Raw genomic sequence first — 14,098 nt, forward strand, 5'->3', positions numbered from 1 at the left:
GGGCCGGGCGGCTGCAATCGGTGCTGGCGACGCTCGATATCGGCTATGCGCTGGCCTTTCAGGATGCTGCGGGCAGCGAGCCGACCGCCGATCTGGGGCCCGAGGTGCTGCGGCTCACCGATATGCTCGCCGACCTGCTGCCCGACGATCCCGAGGTGCTGGGGCTGGCCGCTTTGGTGCAGCTCGCCGAGGCGCGGCGCGGGGCGCGGGTCGATGGCGCGGGGCGGATGATCCCGCTCAGCGAGCAGAATTGCGGCCTGTGGAACGACGGGCTGATCGCGTCGGCGGCCAGGCTGATGCGGCGCGCGGCGGCGATCGGGCGCAGCGGGCCGTATCAGCTGATGGCCGCGATCCACCTCACCCATGCGCGGCGCAAGGGGGAGGGGCAGACCGACTGGGCGGCGATCCTCAAGCTCTATGATCTGCTCAGCCTGCTGCGTCCCGGACCGGTGACGGCGATCAATCGTGCCATCGCGCTGTCGAAGGTCGAGGGGGCCGAGGCCGGACTGGCCGCGCTCGAAGCTTTGGGCAGCGACAAGCTCGCAAGCTATCGCCCGTGGTACGCGGCGCGTGGGCATTTGCTCGCGCAAACGGGCGACCCTGAGGGCGCGGCGGCGGCCTATCGCACGGCGCTGATGCTCAATCCGGCACGCGCGGAGCGGCTGTTCCTCGAGAGGAAGCTTCGGGAAACCAGCGCATGACATGGTGCTCGGCCGGGGTCCACGCGCCGATCCGCACACCGATCGCGCGCAGATGGTCGCCGGTCCAGGCGTTGCAACTGCGGACCGCCGAATAGCGGCCATGGGCGGGGTAGAAGACATCGTCGCCGCCATAGCCGGGGATGGGCTGGAGCGGCCCGCGCTCGGGAATCGCCACGTCCGCCATCAGCCGTGCGGCGAGCTGGCGATAGGCGGCATGGCTGATCACCAGCTTGCGCGCGTAACGCCCCTCTTGCGGGCGGTTCATGTGATAGATGTGGATGAGCGTCGCGTCGCTGCCGATCGCGGCGCGCGCCATGGTCGCGGGGTCGAGCTCCCGCCAGTCGGGGGTGTTCAGATAGAAATCGCGCTCGCCCCAGCTGATCGCGACATGATCGGTCGCACCGGTGGCATGATAGCGGATGTCGCCGAGGTCGGTCGGCGGGAAGATGCGGTGCCAGTCGATCCCTTCGGCGCGCGCGGGCAGGATGAAGCCGGTATGGAAGCCGTTGGTCTCGACATAGATGGTCACGCCATCCTCCGGCGCGCGCCACTGCGTGTTGGTGCCGCACAGCCCGCCGATCTCGCCCGCGGCAAAGGCGAGGCCTGCGATCAGCGCCAGCCAGGCGAACAGGGCGCGTGCGCGCTTCATTGTCCTCCGTCATTCCCGCGAAAGTGGAATCCCGCTTGTGCGGGGCGTTCGAGAGGAAGCGGGACCCCCGCCTTCGCGGGGGTGACGAACTGGGGTGTATGAAAACTGCTGTGAGTTCCGTTCTCCGGCGAAAGCTCGAGTCCAGAAGCGAGATTGCGCGACATCACTCTGGACTCCGGCTTTCGCCGGAGATTGCGCCGGAAAGGCGTTACGGTCAGGCCTCGCCGCGCTTGCACAGCCGCAATACCGTCCAGTCACCCAGGTCCAGCCGCTCCTCCAGCGCAAAGCCCTGATCGCGATAGGCAGCCGACACCGCCTCGGCCTGCGTGCCGAGCAGTCCGGACAGCACGGTATGGCCCCGGGGTGCGGTGACGGCGGCGACATCGGCAGAAAGCTCGATCAGCGGCCCGGCCAGGATATTGGCGATGACCAGATCATAGGGCGCTCGCGCCTGCAGCCTGGCATCGTCCAGCCCCTCGGCGATCACCATCGCGAGTTCGCCGGGCTGGTTGCCGATCGCAATCCCGTTGCTCGCCGCATTATGCTCGACCGCCGGACCGCAGACCGGGTCGATGTCGCTCGCGATGGCCCGCGCCTCGGGCCACAGGTGCATCGCGGCAAAGGCGAGCAGCCCGGTGCCGGTGCCGATATCGATATGGTTGGTGACGCGCAGCCCGGCGGCCTCCATCGAATCGAGCACCATCAGGCACCCGCGCGTGGTGTTGTGGTGCCCGGTGCCGAAGGCGAGGCTCGCAGGAATCTCGAAGCTGCGCACGCCCGGTTCGTCGGACGCGGGCATTTCGGGCGTATGGACATGGAAGCGTCCGGCGCGGATCGGTTCGAGCCCGGCCTGGCTCAGCGTCACCCAGTCCTCGTCGGGCAGCAACTCGGCGGCGAGGGCCGCATCGGCGGCGCTGGGGACGAGGCCGCGCAGCGTCTCGATCCACTCGGCCTGGGGCTCCTCGGTAAAATAGGCATGCAGCGCCCAGCTTCCCGGTGCTTGCGGATCGGCATAGGCATCGACCTCGCTTGCCACCAGGCTGGGATTGCCGAAGCTGCCGTCGTCGAGCGTCATGTCCTCGGTCACGGCCTGCGCCTCGGCGAGCGTGCAGGGGATGGTGACTTTCCAGTTGTCCAATGCGTGGGTCCTTGTTCGCGTGGAGGCTCGCACACCTTTAGGGAAACGCTCTTCACTTTGCCAATCCCGTCATTCCCGCGAACGCGGGAATCCCGCTTATCCACAGAGCTCAGAAAGGAAGCGGGACCCCCGCCTTCGCGGGGGTGACGAAATACGGTGCGCTCGGATCACGCGTTGATGAGGTGTGACAGGTCTTCCCAATTCGGGTTTGCCTGCTCGATCAGGTCAATCTTCCATTGGCGGCGCCATTTCTTGATCGCCTTTTCCTGCGCGATCGCGAGTTCGATCTCGTCATGCCATTCGGTATAAACGAGCCGGTCGAGGCCATATCGTTTGACGAAACGTGACCCACCGTCAGATCGATGCTGCTCCACCCGGCGTCCGATGTCCGCCGTTACACCGGTATAGATGGTGCCCCGATAGCGGTCCGCCATCATGTACACCCAGCCCCCCTTCATCTCATCCCCTAGCGCACGTAGCTCGCTCCGTTCACGTCGAGCACCGCGCCGGTCATCGAGGGCGGCGCGTCGATGGCGCAGAAGCTGGCCATGGTGGCGACCTCGTCGGGCATGGCGACGCGGCCGAGCGGGATGTCGGCGAGCAGCTTGTCACCGCCGCGGCTCGAGAGATAATCCTCGGCCATCCCGGTCATGGTGAAGCCGGGGCAGATGGCGAAGGCGTAGATGCCTTGCGCCGCATAGGCGCGCGCGATCGACTTGGTCATGGCCACCATCCCGCCCTTGGACGCGGCATAATGCCAGTGCGCCGGGCTGTCGCCGCGATAGGCGGCGCGGCTGGCGATGTTGACGATGCGGCCTTCATTGCCGTGGTCGAGAAAATGCTGCACGGCAAAGCGGCACAATTGCGCGCTCGCGGTGAGGTTGATCGTCATCGTCTCGTCCCAGGCGGCTAGCCATTCGGCATCACCCCGCTCGATCGGATTGGCCGCAAAGATGCCGGCATTGTTGATCAGGACATCGATGCGCCCGTCGAGCAGGTCGATCGCTTCCTGCCAGAGCAGGTCGGGCCCGCGAAAATCGCCGAAATCGGCCGCGACCACGTCCCATTCGGGCGCATCCGGGCTGTCATCGGGGAATGGACGGCTGGCATGGCCGACCACGCGATGCCCGGCTTCGTGGAGAAGGTCGGCAATGGCGCGGCCGATGCCGCGGCTGGAGCCGGTGACGAGGATATTCTGTTCGACGCTGATCATGCGCGCCAGCATATCGCCGCGCCGCCGCCCGGTCCATCGCCGCAACGCGCTGCGGACAATCAGGCGCTCTTGGCGAGGCCGATCTCGACGGCGAAGCGGTCCGACCGGTTGCGCAGCTCGACCAGCTGGTTCTGCAGATGGCTGAACCCTGCCCCCACCTTGTCCATCTCGCTCGCCAGGCTCTCGGTGTCGACGCGGATGGTGCCGATGGTGTTCGACATCGAGTCGGCCGCCAGAGCGGTCTCATCGACCGCGGCGGTGATGATCGTCACGGTTTGCGCCTGGATTTCCATCGCCTCGCGGATGCGGTCGGCGCTCGATTGCACCTCGCTCACCGTGGCGCGCACCGAATCGTTCGATGCGACGGTGTCGCGCGTGGCCTGCTGGATCGCGGTGATCTTGTGCGCGATATCGTCGGTGGCGCGCGCGGTCTGGTTGGCCAGGCTCTTCACCTCCTGCGCCACCACGGCAAAGCCGCGTCCGGCATCGCCCGCGCGCGCTGCCTCGATCGTGGCGTTGAGCGCGAGCAGGTTGGTCTGCCCGGCAATGTCGCGGATCAGGCTGAGGATCGATTCGATCGACTCGGCATGGGTCGAGAGCGTCTGCGTGCTGGCCACCGCATGGCCCGCCTCGCGCGAGGCGCGTTCGGCGACGTCGGCGGCAATCTCCACCTCGCTGCGCGCATCCTCGATGGCGCGGATCAGCCCGGCAGCGGTCTGTGCCGCCTCGCGCATGGCGATGGCGGATTGTTCGGCGGCGGCGGCAACCTCGGACGAACGGCCGAGCATCTGCCGCGCGGCTTCCGAAGCATTGACGACCTGGCTCTTGAGCCCGGTGCCCAGATGCGAGGCCTGTTGCAGCTCGCCGTCGACGGTCTGCTTGAAGCTTGCGGTCTGTGCGGTGCGCACCATCTGCGCCTCGCGATGCGTCATCGCGTTGATCGCGAACGACATGATCTCCGCCTCGATCACCATCACCTGCGCGGTGGCGCGCGCCAGCGGAAGGAACTGGTCCATGTCGTCGTTCAGCCGCGCGCGCATCCTTTCGATGGCAAAATCATGCGTGTGCGCATTGGCGGCGAGCAACTGCCACATGGGCACGCCAAGCTTGCTCGCCGACAGCGCATGGGTAAAGGCCATCTCCACCCAGGTCTGACCGCCCAGATTGGCCATCTTCTCGCGCGTGTAGATGCGGCTCGATTCCACATGGCGCTGCTTGAGCGTCTCGAGATCGCGACCCTTTTCTGCCAGATTGGCGATGCGGCTGTAATGCTCCCAGAAGGCGAGCGCGATCGCGTCCTGATCCTTTTCGAGCAGATCGAGGGCCTTGCGCGCGTAGCGCGGCAGATCTCCGGTCAGGTCGAAGGCCGACAGTCGCTGGCTGATCGAGAGTTCGTGCGCCACGGACTGATAGAGCGCCTTGAAATCGGCGCTGCCTTTCGAATCCAGTTTGGGGTCTGCCATTACGTCCTCTCGGCTTCCGGGGTGCTTCCGCAAACGGCATATGCCTACATGGTTAACGCGGGGTTATTGCCGCGACCAGCGGAGCGGCTTCGCTGCGCAGCATGGCGCCGGGCCTGCAAACGCGCGCGCGCAATCAACAATTGCATCATTTGGGCAATCGGCTAAACAGGCGCGGGACGCAAATTCGCTGATGAACACGATCGTATAAACGGGGGAGACCATGGCAAAACCATCGGGCAGGCCGCTGTCGCCGCACCTATCCATCTGGCGTTGGGGCCCGGCCATGCTGGTCTCGATCCTCCACCGCGCCACCGGAGACGGCATGGCCGTGATCGGCGGGATTCTTCTCGTCGGCTGGCTGATGGCACTCGCCAGCGGCCCCGAGGCTTATGCCTGGTATGTCGGCTGGGCCACGAGCCCGATCGGTTATCTGCTGATGATCGGCCTGTCCTGGGCGTTCTTCCAGCACATGCTTTCGGGTCTGCGCCATTTCGTGCTCGATATCGGCGCAGGGTACGAGGTCGACGGCAACAACCGCTGGGCGGCGCTGCTGCCGCTGCTGTCGATCGTGCTGACCGCGTTTTTGTGGGCGATCATCTTTTTCGCCTGATCCTTTGAATTATCTGATGAGCGCTATGGGCTATGGGGCCCGCGCTGGGAGTCGACCATGGGAAGTGGCACCAGAATTGGCAAGGTTCGCGGGCTGGGGTCCGCCAAGACGGGGACGCATCACTGGGTGATGCAACGCGTCACCGCGGTCAGCAATCTCATCCTGATGATCTGGTTCATCGCCTCGCTGGTCAGCCTGCCCGCGCTCGACCATGCGACGGTCACCGCGTGGCTTTCCGCGCCGCTGCCCGCCACCGCGATGATCCTGCTGATCGTCACCGTTTTCTATCACCTGCGCCTGGGCCTTCAGGTCATCGTCGAGGATTATGTGCATGACCATGGCACCAAGTTCGGCGTGATCCTGCTGCTCAACTTCTACGCCGTTGCCGGGGCCGCCCTCGGCATCTTCGCCGTTGCGCGCATTGCCTTTGCCGGAGCTGCAAGCTGATGACCGAAGCCTACAAGATCATCGACCATGTGTACGACACGGTTGTCGTCGGCGCGGGCGGATCGGGCCTGCGCGCCACCATGGGCAGCGCCGAGGCGGGCCTGAAGACCGCGTGCATCACCAAGGTTTTCCCTACCCGCAGCCATACCGTGGCGGCGCAGGGCGGCATCGCCGCGAGCCTGGGCAACAACTCGCCCGATCACTGGTCGTGGCACATGTACGATACCGTCAAGGGTTCGGACTGGCTGGGCGATCAGGACGCGATCGAGTACATGGTGCGCGAAGCGCCTGCTGCGGTCTATGAACTGGAGCATGCTGGCGTGCCGTTCAGCCGCAACGACAACGGCACGATCTACCAGCGGCCGTTCGGCGGGCACATGCAGAACATGGGCGAAGGCCCGCCGGTGCAGCGTACCTGCGCCGCGGCCGACCGGACCGGCCATGCGATGCTGCACGCCTTGTACCAGCAGTCGCTCAAGTACGATTCGGACTTCTTCATCGAATATTTCGCCATCGACCTGATCATGGAAGACGGCGCGTGCCGCGGTGTGATCGCCTTGTGCATGGAAGACGGATCGATCCACCGCTTCCGCAGCCATGCCGTGGTGCTGGCGACGGGCGGATCGGGCCGCTGCTATTTCTCCGCCACCTCGGCGCATACCTGCACCGGTGACGGCGGCGCGATGGTGCTGCGCGCAGGCCTGCCGCTGCAGGACATGGAATTCGTCCAGTTCCACCCGACCGGCATCTATGGCGCGGGCGTGCTGATCACCGAAGGCGCGCGCGGCGAGGGCGGTTATCTCACCAATTCCGAAGGCGAGCGCTTCATGGAGCGCTATGCCCCCTCGGCCAAGGACCTGGCGAGCCGCGACGTGGTCAGCCGCTCGATGGCCGCCGAAATCCGCGAAGGCCGCGGTGTCGGCAAGGAAAACGACCATATCTACCTGCATCTCGACCATATCGACGAGAAGGTGCTGGCCGAACGCCTGCCGGGCATTACCGAGACCGGCAAGATCTTTGCCGGCGTCGACCTGACGCGCCAGCCGCTGCCGGTGGTGCCGACGGTGCACTACAATATGGGCGGTATTCCCTGCAATTATCACGGCCAGGTCGTCACCATCAAGGATGGCAACCCCGACACCGTGGTCCCCGGCCTCTATGCCGTAGGCGAGGCCGCGTGCGTTTCGGTGCACGGCGCGAACCGTCTGGGCTCGAACTCGCTGATCGACCTTGTGGTGTTCGGCCGCGCGACCGGCCATCACCTGCGCGACACGATCAAGCCGGGCAGCCCGCACAAGGCACTGCCCAAGGATTCGGCCGATCTGGCGCTGTCGCGTCTCGACCATTTCCGCAACGCCAAGGGCGGTTCGCCCACCGCGCAGATCCGCATGGACATGCAGAAGACGATGCAGAAGCACGCCGCGGTGTTCCGCGACACGCAGCTGCTGCAGGAAGGCACCGCGCTGATGCAGCAGGTGAACAAGCGGATGGAGGACGTCCACGTCACCGACCGCTCGCTGATCTGGAATACCGACCTGATCGAGACGCTCGAGCTCGACAACCTGCTCAGCCAGGCGGTCTGCACCATCGAAAGCGCACATGCCCGCAAGGAAAGCCGCGGCGCGCACATGCACGAGGATTATCCCGAACGCGACGATGCCAATTTCATGAAGCACACCGTCAGCTGGTTCGAAGGTTGGGGCGGCAAGGGCGGCAAGGTGACGCTCGATTACCGCCCGGTCCACGAATACACGCTCAGCGACGAGGTCGAGTATATCAAGCCCAAGAAGCGGGTGTACTGATCGGCTGATTGGCCATCTGGCAAAGATGAATTTCGGGGCAGGCACCGCAGGCGGTTCCTGCCCCGAAGCATTTTGGGCCGTGTCAGAGGTGCCGGTCGATATCCATCCGCTCGTGCAGGATGCGGATGACTTCGATGTCACCGTCGGACAGTTTGCGGAAAATGCAGAAATGGTGGCCGGACTTCACCCGCCAATAGGCATCGATCGGTCGCGCCAAGGCTTTTCCCTGGCTGGCCGCAGTCAGTTCCATCTCGATCTGCCGGATACAGCGTTCGGCTTGTGCGACGCCCCACAGGTCAGCGGTATAGTTCCAGATGTCAGCCAGGTCAGCACGCGCCTTTCGCGTCAGGCGCCATCGCTTCATGCTGCGTCGGCATCCTTTGCGGGGGCTTTCATCTCCGCGATGAAATCGTCGAAGGAAAGGGGTTCGGCAGGCCCGCTATCGATGCCTTCCTGAATTGCGGCGCGCAGGGCCTCCAGCCTCAGTTCATCGGCCATCAACCGCCGCATCGCCTCGCGCACGACCTCGCTGGTCGAGCCGTACTCGCCCGATTCCACCTTGCGGCGGGCAAATTCCTGAAACGGCGCGCCGAGCGCGATGGATGTGTTCTTGCTCATGGGGCAGCGATACCAGATTTTGGTAACCGGGCCAAGGAAGTGCTTGGCTGGTAGGTGCGAGCATCCGCGATGTCGGTTGCAATGGCCGTTCAAGGATGAACTTAACTTGCCAAACCTTGCCCACGATCTTGGGCAAATTTGCTGTCTGGAGTTGAGTGGTATTTCGGGGCAGGATCATGCCCATGAAATATGTTCTCGCCTTGATCGGTCTAATTCTGGTCAGCACTGCTGATGTTGCCCGCGCGGATAGCTGGGCTCTTCCCGAGAAGGAAGTCTATCTGGCGTCAGACGGCTCGGCGCGATTGACGCTAACGCCACGAGAGCTCACCAATCAACTCGATTTTTTCGAGGGGAAGATCGAGAGTAGTGGGCTGGCCGGACAATATCCGGCAAGTGCGGTCAAGTCACCCATGGCCGTACTGGAGACCAGGGACGCGACCGGCGCGTGGACAGCGATATGGCAGGGAAAGCTGGTCAACGATGTCGCCCCGGTCAACGTACTTGTTGCGCCCTCTGGACGCTATTTCGTCACTCTGGATAACTGGCACTTGATGGGCTACGGTGACGATGTCGTCGTCATCTATCGCTCGGACGGTTCCGTGGTCCGCAAGATGGCGCTGACCGACTTCCTGACCAGAAGCCATGTCCGGGCCATGCCGCGAAGCGTGAGTTCCCTGCAATGGCGCGAGGAAGCCAGCCTGTCGCCCGACGGAACCATGCTGGTCATCCCGGTCAATCTCCCCTCAACCAGGCAGTCGCCTGATCCCGCACCAGTGCTGTATCGGTTTGCGCTGGAAACAGGCGCGATCGACGCAATCGACCCTGCAATGCAGGCGACGATCGACGAACTCGCACGAATTTCGCTGGCAGAGGATGAGGCGGCAGAGCAGGCGTGGTTCGCGTTTATCACCCAACCACTGGTCAAGCCGACCGATCCGGGGCAGTTATACGAGTATCTCGTGGAAGCCTATCGGCGGCTGACGCCTTTCCGCGACCCTGATGCAGAGTTCCTTTTTCTGTCAGATGAAGAGGCTGAGCTGCCGCCACCAGACAGCGCAATACAGCCGCCAGAAACCCCATGGACCTTCGTTCTGGAACCACCAGCGTCCAAGGATTACGGGAGATCGCTACAGTCTCTGAATGAATTGCTGAAGGAGAGCGAAGGTGAACTGGAGGATGCTGTCGCCATCGGATCAGCGGATGAAGCCAACCTTGCGCAAGTGCTTCAAGCTTATGCGAAGCGCCTGAAGCCGGGCGTCTACAAGAATGTGTATCTGTTCGTTGCTGTGTCGGACGAATTGTGGCCCGCCATTGTCCAGTCATTTGCGCTGAGCGGTGCCAAGCTGACACAGATCGACACAGGCGATGCGATTCCGCAGAGCCCCGAATGGATCGCGTACTTCCAGAAGCGCAAAGAGCAGGCAGAGGCTGAGCAGGAAGCCGGGGAGGCTGCCGAGTAACGCGCTCCGGGGGACATTCCGGACCGCCGCCCGACAAAAAAACCGGCCGGAAGCGCGGAGCTTCCGGCCGGTCTTTGTCACGTCACGGGATGAACCCGCAACGCCAGCAGCAAACTGCCAGTCTCAGCTTTCGCCGGTGATGAAGTCGGGCAGGCCGGCGTCGCCGCCGCTCTCGCCGCCTTCCGAGCGCTCGGGACGACCACGGCCGCGGCCGCCTCCGCCCGAACGTTCGCCGCGATCGCCACCACGGTCACCACCGCGACCGCGACCGCCATCGCCATCGCGACGGGGGCGACGTTCGCCGCGATCACCACGCTCGCGCGGTTCGCGGGCAGGGCGGGTGTCTTCCAGCTCTTCACCGGTTTCCTGATCGACGACGCGCATCGACAGGCGCACCTTGCCGCGCGGATCGATCTCGAGAACCTTGACCTTGACTTCCTGGCCTTCGGACAGGACATCGGCCACCTTCTCGACCCGCTCGTTGCGGATTTCCGACACGTGGACCAGGCCGTCCTTGCCGCCCATGAAGTTCACGAACGCGCCGAAATCGACCAGGTTGACGACCTTGCCGTTGTAGATCTTGCCGACTTCGGCTTCCTCGACGATGCCCAGAATCCACTTCTTGGCAGCCTCGATCTGGCTGAGGTCGGACGAGCTGATCTTGATCAGGCCTTCGTCGTCGATATCCACCTTCGCGCCGGTTTCGGCGACGATCTCGCGGATCACCTTGCCGCCGGTGCCGATGACTTCGCGGATCTTCGACTTGTCGATCTGGATCGTCTCGATGCGCGGAGCATGGGCCGACAGTTCGGTGCGGACTTCGCCCAGTGCCTTGGCCATTTCGCCCAGGATGTGCGCGCGGCCTTCCTTGGCCTGCGCCAGCGCCTGCGCCATGATCTCGCGGGTGATGCCGGCGATCTTGATGTCCATCTGCATCGTGGTGATGCCTTCGGACGTGCCGGCGACCTTGAAGTCCATGTCGCCGAGGTGATCCTCGTCACCCAGGATGTCGGAGAGCACCGCGAATTCGCTGCCTTCGAGGATCAGACCCATGGCGATGCCCGAGACTGGACGCTTCAAGGGAACGCCCGCGTCCATCATCGACAAGGAACCGCCGCACACCGTGGCCATCGACGACGAGCCGTTGGACTCGGTAATGTCGGAGAGGACACGGATGGTATAGGGGAACTCGTCCTTGCTGGGCAGCACGGGGTGCAACGCACGCCATGCCAGCTTGCCATGGCCGACTTCACGACGGCCCGGCGCGCCGAAGCGGCCGACTTCACCGACCGAATAGGGCGGGAAGTTATAATGCAGCATGAAGCTCTCGTACGACAGGCCGGTCAGGCCGTCGATCATCTGCTCGCTGTCCTTGGTGCCCAGCGTGGTGGTGCAGATCGACTGGGTTTCACCGCGCGTGAACAGCGCCGAGCCGTGGGTGCGCGGCAGGAAGCCGACCATCGCCTCGATCGGACGGATCTGCGTGGTGGTGCGGCCATCGATGCGGCTGCCGTCCTTGAGGATGGCACCGCGGACGATTTCCGCTTCCAGCTTCTTCATCAGCTTCTGCGCGGCCATCTGGTCCTGCGGCGTCGCATCGGCAAAGGCTTCCTTGGCCTTGGCACGCGCTTCGTTGAGCGCATTCGAGCGGGCCGACTTGTCGGTCAGCTTGTAGGCCGCTGCAATGTCCGCACCGATCAGGTCGCGAAGCTTCTGCTTGGCAGCGCTCAGGTCAGCCTGCGGAGCCATTTCCCACGGATCCTTGGCGGCCTGTTCGGCCAGCTTGATGATCACGTCGGTAACCTGGCGGCAGGCCTCGTGCGCGAATTCCACCGCGCCGAGCATCACTTCCTCGGACAGCTCCTTGGCTTCCGATTCGACCATCATCACCGCGTCATGCGTTGCGGCGACGACCAGATCGAGTTCGCCTTCCTTGACCTCGTCCATCGACGGATTGAGCTGATATTCGCCATCCTTGTAGCCGATGCGCGCGGCGCCGATCGGGCCCATGAAGGGCACGCCCGACAGCGTGAGCGCAGCCGAGGCGGCGACCATCGCAACGATATCGGGCTCGGATTCGCCGTCGAACGACAGGACCTGCGCGATCACGTTGATCTCGTTGTAGAAACCTTCGGGGAACAGCGGGCGGACGGGACGGTCGATCAGGCGGCTGGTCAGCGTTTCCTTCTCGGTCGCGCCGCGCTCACGCTTGAAGAAGCCGCCGGGGATGCGGCCTGCTGCGGAGAATTTTTCCTGGTAGTGGACGGTCAGCGGGAAGAAGTCCTGGCCTTCCTTCACCGACTTGGCGGCGGTCACGGCGCACAGCACCACGGTCTCGCCATAAGTGGCCAGCACAGCGCCGTCCGCCTGACGGGCAATGCGGCCCGTTTCGAGCTTGAGGGTCTTTCCGCCCCACTCGATTTCTACAGTCTTTACGTCAAACATGAATTTTCCTTATCGAACCCGGTACGCCCTATTGCGGACCGGGGCCTCTTCTGGTGCCAGGCTGACCGGCCTGGCGCGGTTCGGGGCCATATCTTGCCCCGCTGGCCCTGATCCGCCTCATTGCGGAAAGGCCGTTTGGAAACCGCGCACGATTATTTCCTGGCGCGGATAAACGAACGGCCCCGCTGGGGGGCCGTTCGAGAATGGTTACTTGCGGAGACCCAGCTTGCCGATCAGGTCGGTATAGCGGGCTTCGTCCTTCTTCTTGAGATAGTCGAGCAGCGAACGACGCTTGTTGACCATCATCAGAAGACCGCGACGCGAGTGGTTGTCCTTGTGGTGCGACTTGAAGTGCTCGGTCAGGTTGTTGATGCGCTCGGTCAGGATGGCCACCTGCACCTCGGGCGAGCCGGTGTCGTTGGCTTCGCGCGCATATTCCTTGATCACTTCTTCCTTGCGTTCTGCGGTAATCGTCATGTCTTCATTCCTCGAACATCATCCAAAGTTGAAACCGCGCACCACGCGGACCTCGTGGTCCGAAAGCGATACCAGTGCGAGCGGAGCATCATCGCTCCCGCGCGCCCAATATCGCCCATCGTGTGCGGCAATCCCGGTCACGACCTGCCCCATGCGGAGCCGCCTTGCCTGATCGGGAGTGAGGTCAAGAGCCGGGATGTCGGCCAGCCCTGCCTCGAATGGCAAGATTACGTCTTCTGGGGCCGCGCCTTGGCGGATTTCGTCCAGTTTGTCCAGCGAAATCGCCTCAGCGAGGCCGAACGGCCCGGCCTGGCTGCGGCGGAGCATCGTCACATGGCCCACCGTGCCCATCGCCTGCGCGATGTCGCGCGCAAGGCTGCGGATGTACGTGCCCTTGGAGACATGGGCGGAGAGGGTGATCTCTTCAACCCTGTCCCCATCCGCTCCCCCGCGAAGGCAGGGGTCCATCTCCTGACCTCTCGTGCTCGACGCGCCGTCCGGAGATGGGCCCCCGCCTGCGCGGGGGACCGGCTGATTGTGGCTGATCGTGAGCGCATGCACCGTTACGCTCCTGCTCGCCAGCTCCACCGTCTCGCCTGCGCGCGCCAGATCATAGGCGCGATGGCCGTCAACCTTGAGCGCCGAGAACGCAGGCGGCACCTGTTCGATCGGCCCGGTAAAGCGCGGCAGCACCGCCTCGATCTCGGCCAGCGTCGGTCGCACGTCGCTTTCCGCCACCCGCTTGCCCTCGACATCGAGCGTGTCGGTCTCCACCCCGAAGCGGACCGTGAAATCATAGGTCTTGTCGCCGTTGAGCATCTGGCCGGTCAGCTTGGTCGCCTCGCCTAGCGCGATCGGCAGCACGCCGGTGGCGAGCGGGTCGAGCGTGCCGCCATGGCCGACCTTGAACTTGCCGAAGCCGCCTTGGCGGAACGCGCGCTTGATCGCGGTCACCGCGTCGGTCGATCCCAGGCCATAGGGCTTGTCGAGAATGATCCATCCGTGCATGCTGGCGCCGTTAGCAGGTCGGCCCTGCTTAACCAAATGCCAAGACGGGGCTGATAAGCGCATTGGC

The 14,098-nt window shown here is 64.2% G+C and carries 15 protein-coding genes; 5 read left to right on the plus strand and 10 right to left on the minus strand.

Features of this window, described 5'->3' with window-relative positions; genetic code table 11:
* Positions 1-701 (plus strand): DUF6596 domain-containing protein (locus DM995_RS15750; RefSeq protein WP_353653369.1); only part of this gene is annotated, 701 nt, incomplete at its 5' end.
* Here DM995_RS15750 and DM995_RS15755 read toward each other — a convergent pair.
* From DM995_RS15755 to DM995_RS15775, 5 genes are all read right to left on the minus strand, one after another.
* Positions 640-1,350 (minus strand): DUF2459 domain-containing protein, encoded by a 711-nt coding sequence (locus DM995_RS15755; protein WP_116970029.1) that lies wholly within the window; start codon positions 1,348-1,350, stop codon positions 640-642. The genes DM995_RS15750 and DM995_RS15755 overlap by 62 nt on opposite strands.
* Before the next feature lie 214 nt (positions 1,351-1,564).
* Positions 1,565-2,488, minus strand: a complete 924-nt coding sequence (locus tag DM995_RS15760; protein WP_116970030.1) for a 50S ribosomal protein L11 methyltransferase — start codon at positions 2,486-2,488, stop codon at positions 1,565-1,567.
* A gap of 167 nt (positions 2,489-2,655) precedes the next feature.
* Complete coding sequence (locus DM995_RS15765) at positions 2,656-2,946, minus strand: GIY-YIG nuclease family protein (RefSeq protein ID WP_116970031.1); 291 nt, start codon at positions 2,944-2,946, stop codon at positions 2,656-2,658.
* Positions 2,947-2,954: 8 nt separating this feature from the next.
* Positions 2,955-3,701, minus strand: a complete 747-nt coding sequence (locus DM995_RS15770) for an SDR family NAD(P)-dependent oxidoreductase (protein WP_031318141.1) — start codon at positions 3,699-3,701, stop codon at positions 2,955-2,957.
* 59 nt (positions 3,702-3,760) lie between these two features.
* Positions 3,761-5,164: a methyl-accepting chemotaxis protein gene (locus DM995_RS15775; protein ID WP_116970032.1), complete on the minus strand. Its 1,404-nt coding sequence runs from the start codon at positions 5,162-5,164 to the stop codon at positions 3,761-3,763.
* 220 nt (positions 5,165-5,384) lie between these two features.
* On the opposite strand from DM995_RS15775, the gene sdhC reads away from it, so the two are divergent.
* From sdhC to sdhA, 3 genes are read left to right on the plus strand one after another with little or no spacing between them, the layout of a single operon-like run.
* The gene (sdhC, locus tag DM995_RS15780; RefSeq protein WP_116970033.1) at positions 5,385-5,774 is read left to right on the plus strand and encodes a succinate dehydrogenase, cytochrome b556 subunit; all 390 of its coding nucleotides are present in this window, start codon (positions 5,385-5,387) and stop codon (positions 5,772-5,774) included.
* A gap of 57 nt (positions 5,775-5,831) precedes the next feature.
* Complete coding sequence (gene sdhD, locus DM995_RS15785; RefSeq protein WP_023838189.1) at positions 5,832-6,221, plus strand: succinate dehydrogenase, hydrophobic membrane anchor protein; 390 nt, start codon at positions 5,832-5,834, stop codon at positions 6,219-6,221.
* Entirely contained in the window at positions 6,221-8,023 is a 1,803-nt protein-coding gene (gene sdhA, locus DM995_RS15790) for a succinate dehydrogenase flavoprotein subunit (protein ID WP_023838188.1), read from the plus strand. The genes sdhD and sdhA overlap by 1 nt, the downstream gene beginning before the upstream one ends.
* Positions 8,024-8,105: 82 nt before the next feature.
* Here sdhA and DM995_RS15795 read toward each other — a convergent pair whose 3' ends face one another.
* Together DM995_RS15795 and DM995_RS15800 are read right to left on the minus strand one after the other, a co-directional pair.
* A complete protein-coding gene (locus tag DM995_RS15795) occupies positions 8,106-8,387 on the minus strand; it encodes a type II toxin-antitoxin system RelE/ParE family toxin (RefSeq protein WP_116970034.1) in 282 nt (93 codons plus the stop codon).
* The gene (locus tag DM995_RS15800) at positions 8,384-8,734 is read right to left on the minus strand and encodes a type II toxin-antitoxin system ParD family antitoxin (protein WP_232824438.1); all 351 of its coding nucleotides are present in this window, start codon (positions 8,732-8,734) and stop codon (positions 8,384-8,386) included. Before DM995_RS15800 ends, DM995_RS15795 begins: the two co-directional genes overlap by 4 nt.
* Positions 8,735-8,823: 89 nt before the next feature.
* On the opposite strand from DM995_RS15800, the gene DM995_RS15805 reads away from it, so the two are divergent.
* Positions 8,824-10,101 carry a hypothetical protein gene (locus DM995_RS15805; protein ID WP_157973240.1) on the plus strand — a complete coding sequence of 426 codons (1,278 nt, stop codon included), beginning with the start codon at positions 8,824-8,826 and terminating at the stop codon, positions 10,099-10,101.
* Between the two features lie 123 nt (positions 10,102-10,224).
* On the opposite strand, the gene pnp is transcribed toward DM995_RS15805, so the two are convergent.
* The 3 genes from pnp to truB all read right to left on the minus strand — a co-directional run bounded on the left by pnp (position 10,225) and on the right by truB (position 14,031).
* Complete coding sequence (gene pnp / locus DM995_RS15810; RefSeq protein WP_116970038.1) at positions 10,225-12,546, minus strand: polyribonucleotide nucleotidyltransferase; 2,322 nt, start codon at positions 12,544-12,546, stop codon at positions 10,225-10,227.
* A gap of 207 nt (positions 12,547-12,753) precedes the next feature.
* Positions 12,754-13,023, minus strand: a complete 270-nt coding sequence (gene rpsO, locus DM995_RS15815) for a 30S ribosomal protein S15 (RefSeq protein ID WP_023838184.1) — start codon at positions 13,021-13,023, stop codon at positions 12,754-12,756.
* An 18-nt stretch (positions 13,024-13,041) separates the two neighbouring features.
* Positions 13,042-14,031 carry a tRNA pseudouridine(55) synthase TruB gene (gene truB, locus DM995_RS15820; RefSeq protein ID WP_116970039.1) on the minus strand — a complete coding sequence of 330 codons (990 nt, stop codon included), beginning with the start codon at positions 14,029-14,031 and terminating at the stop codon, positions 13,042-13,044.
* Between the last annotated feature and the right edge of the window lie 67 nt (positions 14,032-14,098).

This window comes from Blastomonas sp. UPD001, assembly GCF_003426715.1.
Classification (GTDB): domain Bacteria; phylum Pseudomonadota; class Alphaproteobacteria; order Sphingomonadales; family Sphingomonadaceae; genus Blastomonas.